A 15,165-nucleotide genomic window follows, 5' to 3' on the forward strand; every position below is an offset into this window, starting at 1 on the left:
GTCTGACCTCACCAGCTACGTTGTAAGGAAGTCGCTTGCCCAGTGAAGGCAATTAGCCATACGCTGCGAAGCGTGAGAGGTCTCACGGATATAAAAACTTGAGCATGGAGCACGCCCTGATGAAACTGTCTGCCATTTTGATCGCCGCTTTACTTTCGATTACTTGCGTTGCTGCCTTCGCGCACAGCGGCGGTACTGATTCAAAAGGTTGCCATCGCAACCATAAAACGAACGACTACCACTGCCACTAAACGGCAAAAGCCCAGCTTGAGGCTGGGCTTTGATGCAAGCTGGCTTTCTCACATTTGTGGAGGCCAGATATGCGATTCACCTTGGCACTCCTTGCACCATGCATAGAGTGCGTCGTACAGGATCAGTCCATGCGAAAGCATTTCATGATCGTCGGAATATCGCTGCGACAGTCCCAGTGAGATGGCGTACAACCCAGCTGATTGCGGAGTCAGATCCAGGCGAGAGGTATCGGCGCCGCGTACGATCTTGGCCAAGTGCTGTAAGGCTGGTTCACTGAGCTGGTACTTTTTCAGAAACGCATCGAAACTGCACAGTTCGCCCTCATGGGTAAGTTCTACGCCGGGAATGTCGTAGGGCGCAGCGTCTTGCTCCGCCGCTAAGCGCAGCACATCACCACTGGGTACATATAAAAACTCGGGTTGGGGATCGATAAAGCGAGCGATCACCCAAGGACAGGCGATACGGTCGATCTTCGGTCGTTCACGGGTAATCCACCTCATGGAACACCTCCTGCCTGGCTCAGTAGGCTGGGTGATCTGGCGGACCCAGTGCCCGCCAGAAATCGTTAATCCAGTCGCGCGGTTTAGCGCATCAAATGTACTGCCAATCCGACGAGCGCACAGGCCGTCAGCACCTGGATGACGCCCCGCTTGAAGCGGAACAAGGCAATTGCCGCTGCGATGGCGATCAGTGCAGAGGGCCAGTCGAGATTGCCGTTGAAGCCTTTCGGCCACAGCACGTGATAACCGAAGAAACACGCTAAATTGAGGATCACTCCAACCACTGCCGCCGTAATGGCAGTTAGCGGTGCAGTGAACTTGAGTTCGTTGTGGGTTGACTCCACCAGCGGGCCACCAGCGAGGATGAACAGGAACGAGGGCAGGAAGGTGAACCATGTCACCAGGGAGGCGGCGACAGCCCCGGCCAGAAACATTTGATCGGCACCGAACACCTGCGAGACATAGGCCCCGACAAAGCCGACGAAGGCCACCACCATGATCAGCGGCCCTGGTGTGGTTTCCCCTAGAGCCAGTCCGTCGATCATCTGTGTCGGAGTTAGCCAGCCATAGTGACCAACCGCGCCTTGATAGACATACGGGAGCACAGCGTAGGCTCCGCCAAAGGTCAGCAACGCGGCCTTGGTAAAGAACCAGCTCATTTGAGTCAGGGTGCCATCCCAACCAAAGAGGACGGTCAAAATCCCCATCGGCAATGCCCACAGCGCCGTGCCGATAAGCGCGAGTGATGCTAATTTCAACCAGCTGAACCGGGCATGCTCCGGGGATGGAGTGTCATCATCGATCACGGCTGGGCCGAAGGACTTTTTGGCGGCGATATGGCCCCCTGCTCGAAACCTCTCGGGCGCCAGACGCCCTCCGAAATACCCGATTATCGCGGCCGCTAAGATGATCAGCGGGAAAGGGACATTGAACGCAAAGATCGCTGCAAATGATGCCGCCGCTATTGCCCACAGCCAATTATTCTTTAACGCCCTTGAGCCGATCCTGTGTGCCGCCTGCACTACGATGGCGGTCACGGCGGGTTTGATCCCATAGAAGAGCCCGGCCACCACGGGCACTTCGCCGAAGGCGATATACATCCATGACAAGGTGATCAAAATGAATAGCGAGGGCAGCACAAACAATGCACCCGCAATGACGCCTCCCCATGTCCGATGCATCAGCCAGCCGATGTAGGTTGCCAGCTGCTGAGCTTCCGGCCCAGGAAGCAACATGCAGTAGTTGAGTGCATGGAGGAATCTACGCTCGGAAATCCAGCGCCGCCGCTCTACTAGCTCCTGGTGCATGATTGAAATCTGTCCCGCTGGCCCGCCGAAGCTAATGAAACCGAGCCTCAGCCAGAACCAAAACGCTTCACGCAAGCCGATTTCTTGCGGTCGCGACAGCTCCTCTTCAACCGCTGGTGTAACAACCTTATTCATGGGGTTGCTCCTCTTTCACAAACCCGGCGAGCAGGCCGTCGAAAATAGCACTCGCAGCAGTTAGCAAATGGTCGTCTTTGGTAATGGTTTCGCGCAGCCCAGCCAGCAAACGCTCTATCCCGGCAGCCTCCACCGGCTGAATGCCCCCGATATCGAGGTAGTGCACCAAGGCCGCGATACGGTTTAGGCCGGGCTCTTGAAGCTCAAAACTGGCTTGCAGGGTTTCGAAGGTCACGCGGTTGCCGACATGACTGAAGGTCGCTTCATCGAAATCGAAACCCAAGGCATCTGCTGGACAGTCTGTTGGGCTGTTAAGCCAGAGGATCTGGGCTTGGGGGTCGATGAAGCGACGAATCAACCAGGCACACGCCAGACGATCAACCCATGGACGCTTACGTGTCGCCCAGACACGACCTTGATAGTCGCCACGATTGAGTGCCGTTATGAGCTGGTCGCGGCTATGGGGTTCATCCGCAGATAACGCTTTGCTGACTGCCGTCTCAAGCTCCTGCAAGGCTGAGTCAATCTGCTGCCTCGGCTTGCCTGGAAAGTAATCGATGCAGGAAAGCTGATCGTAGGTTTTGCGCAGCTTACGAATCTGTTTGGTGGTGGCCAATGCGTTTTCAGGATTGAGTTGCCCACGGCATTCTTCGATCTCTACTCGTAGCTTGCTGTAGTCATCGCTACGGTCGAACAACTCAACAAAACGCTCACCCTGCGGATCGACCACCGGCAGGATGTAAGCAGTGCCATTGATGGAGAGGATGTCGCGTTCGACAGACACCAAAACTTCACGACAGACATTGGTGTCAGGCAACAAATAGGCACCATCACGCAAAACCGCTGCACCTGATGCCTTCAGGGCACGCCAGGCCCGCATGCGTTCAGTGGCATTGGCAGTGGGTAAACCGAGAATCAGAGTCAGCCAATTTTTCATGTAGAGTTAGATAGCTATTGTGTAGTAAGTATTACATTACTCTTGATCCAGGCATTTGGAAAGCTCCCATTCACAGCTAGGGTATTGGCGAGGCCAACGGGAAGAAGGAGAGGGCGAACGCTAAGTCAATGTGCTGTGCGAGGAGGCTTGTCAGTGAGGCTCTCAAGCTTCAGACGTTCGGGATGAGCGTCCGGTTTGGGTTGATTCTGTTGAAAAAAGTCGGATTTTCAGAACGCCTGAACTCAGGCACGACACCACCACAGAACCGACTCACCACATTCAGTGGTTTCTCGGCCCTTGGTTGACCTTTGCTGCTCGGTTATTGGGTTGGTTTGCAGGTTTTATACTAGTGCAGGCGCACCTATCCCGTGACCGGTGGCCCTTGGGATGTCAGTTTGGCCAGTCGACGCAGTGAGCACTAGGAAGTGCTCATGTATGAACCCTGGACACCGCTCGCTGACATCAACCTGAAGCCAACATTACTTTTCTGTCAGTTGCTGGTTAGCTGGTGCGTTTCGTTACAGACTTCGCTTCATCATTATTCGAGAGCTCCCCATGAGACTTCTAGTTGCTGAAGACGAACCCAAAATAGGTATCTATTTGCAGCAAGGACTCACCGAGGCGGGGTTCAATGTTGATCGTTTCACCCATGGCAATGAAGCGCTTCAGCACGCGTTGAGCGAGGCGTATGACCTGCTGATTCTTGATGTCATGATGCCTGGGCTGGATGGCTGGGAAGTCCTCAAGAAGGTGCGTGCATCCGGGAAGGATGTTCCCGTGCTCTTTCTTACGGCGCGAGACCGTGTCGAGGATCGAGTAAAGGGGCTTGAACTCGGAGCTGATGATTACCTGATCAAACCCTTCGCATTTTCTGAACTGCTGGCTCGCGTCAGAACATTGCTGCGTCGCGGTAACGGCGCGCCCTCGCAAACCTATATGAAATTGGCTGACCTGGAGGTCGACCTGCTCAAGCGCCGAGCCATTCGTGGAGGTAAACGCATCGACCTGACAGCCAAAGAGTTTGCCTTGCTTGAGCTGTTGCTGCGTCGTCGAGGGGAGGTGCTACCGAAGTCACTTATCGCCTCTCAGGTTTGGGACATGAACTTCGACAGTGATACCAACGTTATCGAGGTTGCGGTGAGGAGGCTGAGAGCAAAGATCGATGACGATTTTGAGGTCAAACTGATCCATACCTCTCGGGGTATGGGTTACATGCTCGACTCACCTGATTCGGAGTTGGAATGAATAGAATGTCCCTGACGACTCGCATGAGCCTAATGTTCATGCTTGCTGTAACTGCCGTGCTCACGGTCGCCGGACTCAGTTTCAACAATCTCAGCCGGCATCACTTCAAGATGCTGGATCAGCAGGCACTGAACGAAAAGCTCCACTCGACGCAGAGAATTCTGGCCGGGTTGAACGGCATTGATCAATTCAACGATTTTAAGCCTGAACTGGAGGCGTTACTGGGGGCTCACCGTGATTTGACGGCCCTAATAATTGATGGTGACAGCAAGCTACTGTTTGCTGATCCCGGCCCTGTAGATATTCCGGTGGAGTTCCGCACAACCACAAACAACGACGTCTGGGAATGGCGGCAGCAAGAGCAGATGTTCCGAGGTGTAACGGCACAAGCTGTGGTGCCAGGACAAGAAAAACCGTTGACCGTTGTTCTGATCTTTGACGTTACTCAGCATATGTCCTTCTTCGAGACGCTTGAACGATGGTTTTGGATGGGGCTTGTGATTAGCGCCTTGGTCAGCGCTGCCCTCGGCTGGATGGTAGCGAGCAGCGGCATGCGACCTATTCGTCAGGTCACGCGCGTCGCTGCCTCTATGTCAGCTAAATCACTCAAAGAGCGCATCCCCCTAGCTCCCGTTCCCAAAGAACTTCAGCAGATGGTGCTGTCGTTCAACGCAATGTTGTCCAGGCTGGATGATGCGTTTGTACGTTTATCAAATTTTTCTGCAGACATCGCTCACGAATTACGAACACCCGTCAGCAATTTGATGACCCACACGGAAGTAGTGCTTTCAAGAAAAAGAAATATCGAGGACTACGAAGACAATCTCTACTCAAATCTTGATGACTTGAAGCATATGAGTCGGATGATTGATGACATGCTTTTCCTGGCGAAGTCTGACAATGGACTAATAACGCATGAGAACAAACCAATAGACCTGGTAGAAGTCGTAGAAAAATTACTCGAGTACTACCGCCTGTTGGCAGATGAGCGAGGTATTGAACTCACAGTTTCAGGAAGGGGCAGTGTCCGAGGCGATGTTCTGATGCTCCACCGAGCCATTTCGAATCTGCTCTCAAACGCGCTGCGCTACACCTCTGAAGGAAAGTCCATCGCTGTCGATATCCGGCAGAAGGAAATGTCGGTATTGGTCATTGTGGAGAACCAAGGAGAACCAATTGCTCCGAAACACCTTGAAAAGCTGTTCGATCGCTTTTATCGCGCCGATCCAGCTCGGCGAGAAGGCAGCCCAAGCAACGCGGGGTTAGGGCTCTCGATTACCCGATCAATTGTTGAAGCGCATGATGGCAAAATATGGTGTACGTCATCTGATGGGAGAACGGCCTTTCATCTAGAGTTTCCGAGTTTTGACATGAATATGAGCTGAAAGACGCTGTGTTTGCGGTCAAGGGCGCCAAACGTCCGCGCCCAAGCTGACTGAAATGTAATCGAACAGTTTGCGTTCGTGTGGCATCGTGTTCTTGCACTGTGACATTGGGGTTCTAGTGAGTTTCCCGTTCGCACTGCATTAGGGCACGGAGACTACTAGCTATTCATCAGTGGTTTTAACCAGAAACGAAAATCAAAAAAACTAGATATTCCCAAACAAACCTCGAATCAACAGCTCTTGCTGTGAGGAGTCTTGCATGTCATTAATTAAAACCACCACCGTTGCTGTTGCTCTTACTGCGGGTTTGCTTCTGAGTGCACTTGCTCAAGCACATCCAAAGCTTCTTTCTTCCACTCCGGCAGAAGGCTCGGATGTGGCGGCCCCTTCGAAAATTGAGCTGCATTTTTCTGAGAATCTTACGACTCAGTTTTCCGGTGCAAAACTGATCATGACCGATATGCCAGGTATGCCGAACTCTCCAATGGGGGTTAAGGCAGCCGTCGCTGGTGGCGGTGATCCGAAAACGATGGTGATTACACCGGCAGCACCTTTGACCACCGGTACCTACAAAGTCGAATGGCGTGCTGTCTCCTCGGACACTCACCCGATCACCGGCAGCTTCTCATTCAAAGTGAAATGATTTATGAGCGACTCAATAAGTATTGTGGTCCGCTTTGCTCTTTATTTTGACCTGATGCTGTTATTCGGATTAGCAATTTTCGGCTTATATAGCCTCAGGGGAAAGGAAAGAGTATCGGGCACGGTCTTGAATTTTGAGTCGCTTCTCTACGGTGCCTCCGTTGTAGGTGTAGCTCTGTCCCTGACCGCTATGTTGTTGCTTGCGAAGGCAATGAGCGGCGTGTCGGAGTTTATGGAGCTGCATCAACATATTTTTCAGATGGTCCTAATGGGGACCGACGTCGGGTTGACCTGGATGGTCCGAATAGCTGCCTTGGTGATGGCAGTGATAGGCGTCGCTTTAAATAAACGCCTTCCGACACTCAGTCTCTGGATTGTCACCGTATGCGGAGCGATTGCGTTGGCTACGCTGGCATGGACGGGTCACGGTGCAATGGATGAGGGAAGCCGTCGCTACTGGCATTTTACTGCCGATATCTTCCATCTATTGGCTGCAGGTGGCTGGATGGGGGCACTGGCGGCATTTGCCCTGCTGCTGCGTTTGAAATCGCTCAAAGGCGATCAAGAAGCACAAATTCTTGCTCGGGTACTGACTGGTTTTGAATCAGCCGGTGGAGTGATTGTTGTAATCTTAATCGTCACGGGCGTAGTAAATTATCTGTTCATTGTTGGGCCAAACCTCGATGAGGTAATGCTCAGTACTTATGGCCAACTGCTATTTTTGAAGATTTTGCTCTTCGCCGGGATGATCGTGTTAGCCACGCTCAACCGTTTCCACTTAAGTCCGGTACTGGAACGGTCAGTTCGAAACGGAGAGTATTCTGCCGCGGTCATTGCTTTGCGCCGCAGCATGACGCTCGAATTTTCAATGGCAGTCATCATACTTTGCCTCGTCGCGTGGCTAGGTACCTTAAGCCCTGAGATGCAAATGAACGCGGAATAGAGAGGTTGCGACAGCCAACGGAGGAGGCCCAAGAGTGAATTGTAAGGCCTATGCGGTTTTTCATGGCCTGCGCGACGATAAACCTGCCCAAGACATTACCGAGGAGCGTCCGACCGCCGTGAAAGCGACTTCTGCGAAGCCTGCCCCTGCAAAAAAAGTGGCCGCCGTGCAAAAGAAAGCCGAACCTGCTCCGTCGCAACTCGGCTTGGCCGCGGGCAAAGTACGCATCACTCACCCGGACCGCGTCATCGACGCCAGCAGCGGCACCACCAAAGTGCAACTGGCGGAGTATTACGCCAGCGTCGCCAAGTGGATTTTGCCGCAGCTCAAGGATCGCCCGGTGGCATTGGTGCGTGCGCCGGACGGCATTGCCGGCGAGCTGTTTTACCAGAAAAACGCCGAGCGTCTGGCCATCCCCGGCATCACTACCCTGGACCAGGCGCTCACGGGCCAGCCGATGATGGTCATCAATAATGCCGAAGCCCTGGTTGGCGCGGTACAGATGAACACGGTGGAGTTGCACACCTGGAACGCGACCTCGGACAACCTCGACAAACCCGACCGCTTCGTCCTTGACCTCGACCCGGACCCGGCGCTGCCGTGGAAGCGCATGATCGAGGCCACCCAATTGACCTTGTCGGTACTCGATGAACTGGGGCTCAAGGCGTTTCTCAAGACCAGCGGCGGCAAGGGCATTCACCTGGTGGTACCGCTGACCCGCAAACTCGGCTGGGATGAGGTCAAGGACTTCAGCCACGGGATTGTCAGCGATATGGCGAAGATGCTGCCGGAGCGCTTTTCCGCCGTATCTGGGCCGAAGAACCGGGTCGGGCGGATCTTCATCGATTACCTGCGCAACGGGCTGGGCGCCACCACCATCTGCGCCTACGCAGTGCGCACCCGGGAGGGACTGCCGGTGTCGGTGCCGATCTTTCGTGAAGAGGTGGGTGAACTCAAGGGCGGCAACCAGTGGAACGTGCACAACGTGCACGAACGCCTGGCGGAAGTGGGCAACGGGCCCTGGGCGGACATGAAGAAAACGAGGCAGACGATCACCGCCGAGATGCGACGGCGGGTCGGGATGGTGTAGGAGCGAACTCGCACGCGAAAAGCCGGAGGGCGACTCTGGGCATCCGGTTTCACGCGTTATCGTTCACGACCATCGCGAGCGAACTCGCTCCTACAGGGTTACTTGATAAACGCCTGGAAGTCAGTCCCCAGCTTGTCGATGGCCGCCTTGAAGTCCTGCGCAGTAATTTTCTGGCTTTCGTTCGAGAGCTGCTTGCCGAATACCTTGCGTACAACCTTGGCCACGGTCTGGTTGTTTTTCGCGTCGATAAACTCGGCTTCGATGAACAGCTCTGTGTCCTGGTCCCGGTGACCGGTGGCTGCTTGTGTCGCCCCGACTACGGCGGCGATGGGCACCACTTCATACCATTTCATGCCTTCGTTCGAGGCGCTGACGCCGGTGATGGCCGCACGCATGATCAAGATTTTCGAACCGGCCGGTGCGGCGCTTGCGCTGGAGACCACCCGGTATTTCTGCCCCAGCGTGGCTTTGGCCTTGCTGGTCATGTAATTCTGAATATCAGTGAGCGTCTGCCGGTTGACCCGCTCATCGGGCTTGGGCGCCGGATAGAGTTCCAGCCGGTTGAACGCCACGGTGTCATAGGCATTGGGGTTCCACGACGGGCTCACCCAGCGCATCGCCGTTCCGCCGCTGGGGGTCGTGACTTCTTGCAGGTTGTTGTAGTTGGACAGGAAGCCGGAGTACTGCTCCCGTTCGGTGACTTTCGAGGTACAACCACCGAGCAGCAGTCCGGTCAGTGCGGCACCGACGAGCAAATTTCGGGACAGGTTCATGATGCGGTGTACTCCTTGGATCAGTCGTTTTCGTTAGCGGGCAATCAGAAACGCCAGGTCATGTTCCCGGTCACGGCTTGAATCCAGGCATTGTCGAACTGACCGGAAGTTCGATTGCCCGATGGAGACTTGGTCTGGTCCACCGGCATGTCGCCGAGCCAGACCATGGCCCAACTGACGTTGACGTCGGTGACCTTGTTCAATGCATAGGTGGCCCCTGTCGCCAGCCGCCAGGATTCGGCCATGGGCACGGTGAAGGTGCGATCGCCGTCCGACACGGCGCTGCTGTCGTAAGCCACGCCGAAGTTCCACAACAGTTGCGGGGTGGCCTGGAACTGCGCGCCGAGCGACAGGTGCCAGGTGTCTTTGTAGTTGGCGTCGACGGTAGTCGAGCGGGCATCGTTCGCCGAGGTGTCGACCTGCACGGCGATCTCGCCGAATTCTGACCAGTCCTGCCAGTTGACCGAGGCGAGCAAGGCCCACTGCCGGTCCAGTTGCTGGAACAGGCTCAAAGTGACGGTTTGCGGGACCGTCATGTCGAGTTGGGTCTGGGTGCCGTCCAGGCGTTGCAACAACGGGCCGTCGCCTTTGACGTCGAGACCGTCCTCGAACTCCAGATCGAGCTTGCTAGTGTAGGCCAGGCCGATGCGGGTGCCGGGCTGCGGGGCATAGATCACCCCCACGTTCGCGCCGAAGCCCCAATCCTTGTCCTTGTATTTGAACTGGCCGTCGCTGCGGTCGGTGAAGCCGAACGGTGAACGGTCAATGGCGGTCTGGGCTTGCAGCATGCCGTACATGGCCGTGACGCCGACGCCTACCGACCATTGCTCGTTGAAGCGGTAAGCCACACTCGGCACCAACGACAGTCCAAGCAGGCTGGAATTCTGCGCGAAGTAACGCCCGGACCATTCATTATCATAGTTGACCGCCAGGCCGAAGTCGCCGTATTGGCCGAAACCGACGCTCCAGTGGTCATCCAGTTCATGGCTGATGAAAAAACTGCCGCCAGGCATCGGATCGAGGGCATTGCCACTGCCGCTGCCCGCGACGTTGGTGTCATCGTCGCGATCGAATTTGAGGTTGCCGTAGAGTACCTGCAAGCCACCGGTGATCTGCGTGCCCGGCAGGTAACTCATGCCGGCCGGATTGCTGGCAATGGTGGATGGGCCTTGGGCGCGCGCTGCGGCACCGGCGTTGGCCAGGCCGGCGTTATCGGTGCCGATTTCGTAGAGCATGATACCGCCGGCCCAGGCGTGCTGACAGCACAGGGCGAGCAATGTGACGACGGGCAGAGCAGATACTTTTGGTTGCATGGCATCAGTACCCGAGAGCCGTCTCCGACAGCTCTGAAAATGTGTTGTCCTCGCGAAAAGAGCGTAGGTTCAAATCGATAAAAAGCCAGTAAGCACTGTGCATCCTGTGGGAGCGAGCCTGCTCGCGAAGAGGTCATCCCATCCAACATTCATGTTGACTGACCCACCGCTTTCGTCGGAACGCCGCCCGGAGCCGGCTTGCTCCCACATTGGATTTTTGTCAGCCGCGCCATCAGAACCGATAGTTCAGGCCCAGGGTCAACGAGCGTTCCGGCGCCGGTTGGCGGCCCCATGGGCTGGTGTCGATGCCACGGAAGTAATACTCGCGGTTGAACAGGTTGCTGACCCCGGCCGAGGCGGTCAGGATACTGTGGTCCTGCAGCTTGAATTCCCGTTCGATCGCGGTATTCCACACCCAATAGGCCGGGAGCTTGCCCACGGACGCGGTCGCGTCTTCGTCACCCGAGTTGACCGCATCGGTGTAGGCGCTGCTGACGAACAGGCCGTCGAGGCTGTAAGTCCAGTGTTCGGCGAAGCGGTAGCGGCCATCGACGTTGAACTGGTTGCGCGAGGCGTACGGGACTTCGTTGTCCTTGAAATTGCCGTTGCGCTGCTTGGCGTCGAGGTAGGCATAACTGGCATGCAGGTCCAGATCGGGCAGCGCCGACGGGGTCCAGAACACCTCGGTTTCGATGCCCTGGTGACGGGTGCTGCCGAGGTTGACGAAACGGTCGGTGGTGGCGTTGTAAACGATCTGGTCGCTGAAATCGATGCGGTACACACCGAAGTCCACGCGCAAACCTTTCCACGGCGTGTAACGCACACCGGTTTCATAGTTCCAGGCCAGTTCGGCACCGACGTCGCCTTCCTTGACGATCTGCGTGACCTGCGGTGGTCGCAGGGATTTTTGCGCATTGGCATAAACGAACCAGTCATCGCTGGCCTGGAAGCCGACGGTCAGGCCTGGCAGCCACTCCTCGGACTTGTTCTCGTGTTGGAAACCGGTGATGCCGTCGTCGTAGTTCATGGTCGCGTTTTCGTAACGCACGCCCGGGGTGATGGTCAGGCGGTTGTCGAACAGACCGATGGCGTTGCTCAGGTAAAACGCCTTGGCCTCGTCGTCGAAGGTCCAGTCGCGGAATGGCGTGGTCTTGCCCGTGGCCAGGCTTTGCCGGTTGACCTTGTAGTCGATGTCTTCGCGCACGTAACGCGCACCCAGCAACCAGGTCTGGCTGAGTCGGTCACCGTCGATGCTCATGCTCAGACGCGGTTCGCTGCCCCAGACCTTGAAGTCCCGCGGGCCGTCCTGCTTGGTCACAGCCGCGCCGTCCGGGGTGAAGGGCAGGCCGACCACGAAATTGCGGTAGCTGTTGTGGGCGAAATTCGTCCAGCTGAACTCCACCGAATCGAACGGCCCCATGGCGCCGAGCTGTTGCGTGTACGTGCCCCAGACCCGGTCGGTGTCGCCTTCGAAACGGTCCAGTGGCCGGGTCGACTGGCGCGGATCGTCCTTGTAGTCCTTGACGCTCAGCGCACCGGCCAGGTCCATGTCGGCCTGGTAGTGCTGCACGCCGAAGCTCAGGTCGCGGTCATCGTCGATGTTCCATTGGCCGCGCAGGCGATAGTTCTGGATCTCGCCTTCGGAATGTTCGCGGGCGGTATCGCCGTTGATGGTGTTGAGGTCCAGTTGCAGGCCGAAGTTATCGGTCAGGTAGCCGCCGGTGCCCAGGTAGGTGTCCCACAGCTGATGGCCGCCGGCGTTGAAGGTGGTGCGCTCCTGCAGGGTGGTTTCCCACGCCTTGGGAATCGGCTTGCTGATGAAGTTGATCACCCCGCCGACGTTGTTCGGGCCGTATTGCACGGCAGCTCCACCGCGCACGACATCGATGCGGTCGACCGTGGCCAGGGTCACCGGGAACAGCGACAAACCGGTCTGGCCATAAGGCGCCAGGGCCAGGGGAATGCCATCGGACAAGGCTTGCACCCGGCCGCTGCGGCTTTCATACAGGCCGCGCACGGAAATCTGGGGCAGGGCGCCGGTGCCGGTTTCGTCGAAGATCTTTACGCTGGGCACCCGTTGCAGCGCATCGTCCACGCCACGCACGCTGGCTTTATGCAGGTCGGCTTCCTTGACCATCGAACGGCTGCCGGCGTAGGCGAGGACTTCCGGGTCTGTCGCGCCGCCGAGCACGTCGCCACGGATCACCATGGGGGCGATGTACTCGACTTCGGCGGGCTTGATGGCGGCGGCGGGTTCCGACGTTTGAGCCGGGACGATGACGAAGGTGTACTCGTCGCGCACCTGGGTTTTCAGGCCGCTGTGGTCGAGCAATTGCGACAGGGCCTGCTGTGGCGTGTAGCGGCCCTTGAGCGCCTTGGTGGTTTTGCCCGCCGTGATGTCGCTGGCAAAGATGATCTGCACCGACGATTGCCGTGCCAGGGCATTGAGCGCCTTGTCCAGGCTGGTGCCCGGCAGGTCAAGTTCGACCTTTTCCTGCGCGTGGGCCGTTGCCCCGAAGGCGAGCAACAGGCTGGCGGCGAGGGCGGACAATGGCAAATGCCGACGGTGCTTCATGGACGGTGTTCCTTGGAAAGTGAGGGCTGTACTGACTAGCCGTCACGAGCGCGGGAAAACCCTACCTCTGTCGTAAAAAATATTTACTTGGGTTTGGTGCTGTAGGTGCATAGATGGATTGGGTCAGGTGTATATCCCCTATCCCATCCCTTTAAAGCGAACAGCCTTAATTGCTATCAAAAATCATTTTTTCGCCGCCTTGCGCCGCACATGCAGGGTGCCATCGAACTCGGTGCTGAGGCTCAGCGGCAATATGCTCGGCAACAGGTTCAATAGGTCCTCGACGTTGCGGTTATCGAATACGCCGCTGATCGGCAGGCTGGCCAGGCTCGGGTCATCAAGGACAATCGCCGGCTTGCGGTAACGCTGGATCTGCGTCAGGGCTTCGGCCAGCGGTGTGCGCTCGAAGATCAGCCGGCTGTCCTTCCAGGCAATGGCTACGTCGGTGTCGACGGTAACCGGTGGCTGCAGAAGCTTTTGGCGTACTTCGACCTGCTGACCTGGCACAAGCTGTACACTGTGCCCGGTTTCGGTGGTGTCATTGACGCTGACGGCACCGCGCACCAGGGTCACCCGCACCGCGTCGTCAAGATGGCTGACGCTGAACAGCGTGCCCAACACATTGACCTGGGCGACACCGGCATCGACCTGGAAGGGGCGGACAAGCGTTTTGGACACATCGAACAGTGCCTGCCCGGTTTGCAGTTGCACCCGTCGTGAGCGCAGGTGCCAGGCGACCGTGACCCGGCTGTCGCTGTCGAGGGTCATGCGGCTGCCGTCGACCAGTTTCACCACCCGGCGCTCGCCGATCACGGTGTGGTACTGCTCACGCTGATACGCCGGATCGAACCACGCCAACCCCGCGCCGAGCAGCACAAGCAACACCGCTGCGCCGAGTGCCTTGCGTGGCTTGCGCGGGGTGGGCGTTGGCATTGGAAAGCGGTTGCGCAACTCTTCTCGGTGGCGGGCCAGGGCTTCTTCTTCGCGGGACAATGGCGTTGGGGCAGGCGATTGGCTCAATGGGCACGCTCCGTGTCATCGGGTATCGCGCGATCAAGGTGGGCGCGACAGGCGGCCAGGCCCAGGCGCAGGTGTTTTTCCACGGTCTTCAAGGAAATACCCATCCGCGCGGCCACTTCGGCCTGGGGCAATTCGTGGATTTTATGCATGACGAACACCATCTGGCACCGCGACGGCAGCTCGGTTATGGCTTGCGCCAGTCGCTCGAACTCCCGGGCCGCTTCATATTGCTGCGCGGGCAACGGCGCCTGGCAAGTCGCTTCGGGCAACTCGGGCATGGCCACCACCCAGGCTTGGCGGCGCCGCTCGCTGCGATAACGACTCACCGCCTGATCGTGGGAAATCTTGCGCAGCAGCGCCAGGGGCGTGCGGACGTTGTCCCTTTCGCGCTTCTCCAGCAACTGCACGCAAACGTCATGCACCACCTCGCGGGCAAACCCCCGATCACCGAAGCGCCGACGAACATGGTCGACCAGTTCGTCGTAATGACGCACCAGGGTGCTGATCAGCGAGGGTTTGACAGGATCGAAGGGCATGACAGACCTGAGACGAGGCAGAGCGATAGGCAATATAAATGAGAAAGCTTTTCATTCATAGTCCGCGCAATACAGTCTGTCCTGAATATGAACAGGGAGGCGGCGAACGGCGCTCGCCGCCTCCCTGGCGGTTATTTTCCGGAAACGCCTGCCAGCAGCGGCGCCATCTGTTCGTCGGTCAACGCGACGTGGACTTCCATTTTCATGAGGTCGCTCCAGTCCAGTACCCACTTCTGGATCAATGCCGGGTCACTGGCCTCGGCCACGCCAAACCCCGCCGCGCCACCGACGGCGTACCAGCGCCCGATCAACTTGACACCTGTGGGGGGCGCGCCACCGGTCTTGAGGAAACGCTCGATCGCACGGTTGCGATTTTCCGAACTCAGCGTCCAATTGACTATGAATAACATCGGCCACCTCCTGATGCGCATCGGCACCTGATTTCCTTGGCGCACCTGGCTGGCGCCGGGGCCAGGTTTGCACTCGGTTTCCAGTTCCGTCCTGGCTGGTGT

General features: G+C 57.3%; 14 protein-coding genes and 1 pseudogene. 6 read left to right on the top strand and 9 right to left on the bottom strand.

Annotated features, from left to right (window positions below):
* The first annotated feature begins 119 nt into the window (after window positions 1-119).
* On the top strand, window positions 120-251 hold the full coding sequence (locus FFS64_RS25095; RefSeq protein ID WP_137807569.1) for a YHYH domain-containing protein: 132 nt from the start codon (window positions 120-122) through the stop codon (window positions 249-251).
* Between the two features lie 48 nt (window positions 252-299).
* Here the strand turns inward: FFS64_RS25095 and FFS64_RS25100 are convergent, their stop codons facing one another.
* The 3 genes from FFS64_RS25100 to FFS64_RS25110 all read right to left on the bottom strand — a co-directional run bounded on the left by FFS64_RS25100 (window position 300) and on the right by FFS64_RS25110 (window position 3,131).
* Entirely contained in the window at window positions 300-752 is a 453-nt protein-coding gene (locus tag FFS64_RS25100; protein WP_137807570.1) for a chromate resistance protein ChrB domain-containing protein, read from the bottom strand.
* An 83-nt stretch (window positions 753-835) separates the two neighbouring features.
* On the bottom strand, window positions 836-2,194 hold the full coding sequence (chrA, locus tag FFS64_RS25105) for a chromate efflux transporter (protein WP_137807571.1): 1,359 nt from the start codon (window positions 2,192-2,194) through the stop codon (window positions 836-838).
* Window positions 2,187-3,131: a chromate resistance protein ChrB domain-containing protein gene (locus FFS64_RS25110; RefSeq protein WP_137807572.1), complete on the bottom strand. Its 945-nt coding sequence runs from the start codon at window positions 3,129-3,131 to the stop codon at window positions 2,187-2,189. Before FFS64_RS25110 ends, chrA begins: the two co-directional genes overlap by 8 nt.
* Window positions 3,132-3,686: 555 nt before the next feature.
* Here FFS64_RS25110 and FFS64_RS25115 point away from each other — a divergent pair.
* The 5 genes and pseudogenes from FFS64_RS25115 to ligD form a co-directional block, all read left to right on the top strand.
* Entirely contained in the window at window positions 3,687-4,376 is a 690-nt protein-coding gene (locus FFS64_RS25115; protein ID WP_137807573.1) for a heavy metal response regulator transcription factor, read from the top strand.
* A complete protein-coding gene (locus FFS64_RS25120; protein ID WP_137807574.1) occupies window positions 4,373-5,761 on the top strand; it encodes a heavy metal sensor histidine kinase in 1,389 nt (462 codons plus the stop codon). The genes FFS64_RS25115 and FFS64_RS25120 overlap by 4 nt, the downstream gene beginning before the upstream one ends.
* A gap of 259 nt (window positions 5,762-6,020) precedes the next feature.
* A complete protein-coding gene (gene copC / locus FFS64_RS25125) occupies window positions 6,021-6,404 on the top strand; it encodes a copper homeostasis periplasmic binding protein CopC (RefSeq protein ID WP_137807575.1) in 384 nt (127 codons plus the stop codon).
* 3 nt (window positions 6,405-6,407) lie between these two features.
* Entirely contained in the window at window positions 6,408-7,346 is a 939-nt protein-coding gene (gene copD, locus FFS64_RS25130) for a copper homeostasis membrane protein CopD (protein WP_137807576.1), read from the top strand.
* A 49-nt stretch (window positions 7,347-7,395) separates the two neighbouring features.
* A pseudogene (gene ligD / locus FFS64_RS25135) lies at window positions 7,396-8,436 on the top strand (DNA ligase D); the annotation flags it as partial.
* 98 nt (window positions 8,437-8,534) lie between these two features.
* On the opposite strand, the gene FFS64_RS25140 reads toward ligD, so the two are convergent.
* The 6 genes from FFS64_RS25140 to FFS64_RS25165 all read right to left on the bottom strand — a co-directional run bounded on the left by FFS64_RS25140 (window position 8,535) and on the right by FFS64_RS25165 (window position 15,063).
* Window positions 8,535-9,209, bottom strand: a complete 675-nt coding sequence (locus tag FFS64_RS25140) for a DUF3313 domain-containing protein (RefSeq protein ID WP_137807577.1) — start codon at window positions 9,207-9,209, stop codon at window positions 8,535-8,537.
* A 44-nt stretch (window positions 9,210-9,253) separates the two neighbouring features.
* A complete protein-coding gene (locus FFS64_RS25145) occupies window positions 9,254-10,522 on the bottom strand; it encodes an OmpP1/FadL family transporter (protein ID WP_137807578.1) in 1,269 nt (422 codons plus the stop codon).
* Between the two features lie 232 nt (window positions 10,523-10,754).
* Window positions 10,755-13,097 carry a TonB-dependent receptor gene (locus FFS64_RS25150; RefSeq protein WP_256660531.1) on the bottom strand — a complete coding sequence of 781 codons (2,343 nt, stop codon included), beginning with the start codon at window positions 13,095-13,097 and terminating at the stop codon, window positions 10,755-10,757.
* Window positions 13,098-13,280: 183 nt separating this feature from the next.
* Window positions 13,281-14,117: a FecR family protein gene (locus tag FFS64_RS25155; protein WP_372242188.1), complete on the bottom strand. Its 837-nt coding sequence runs from the start codon at window positions 14,115-14,117 to the stop codon at window positions 13,281-13,283.
* A complete protein-coding gene (locus tag FFS64_RS25160) occupies window positions 14,114-14,653 on the bottom strand; it encodes an RNA polymerase sigma factor (RefSeq protein WP_137807579.1) in 540 nt (179 codons plus the stop codon). The genes FFS64_RS25155 and FFS64_RS25160 overlap by 4 nt, the downstream gene beginning before the upstream one ends.
* A 131-nt stretch (window positions 14,654-14,784) precedes the next feature.
* A complete protein-coding gene (locus FFS64_RS25165; protein ID WP_137807580.1) occupies window positions 14,785-15,063 on the bottom strand; it encodes a DUF3303 domain-containing protein in 279 nt (92 codons plus the stop codon).
* Between the last annotated feature and the right edge of the window lie 102 nt (window positions 15,064-15,165).

It is taken from the genome of Pseudomonas sp. G(2018), assembly GCF_005502415.1.
In the GTDB taxonomy this organism is placed as follows: Bacteria; Pseudomonadota; Gammaproteobacteria; order Pseudomonadales; family Pseudomonadaceae; genus Aquipseudomonas.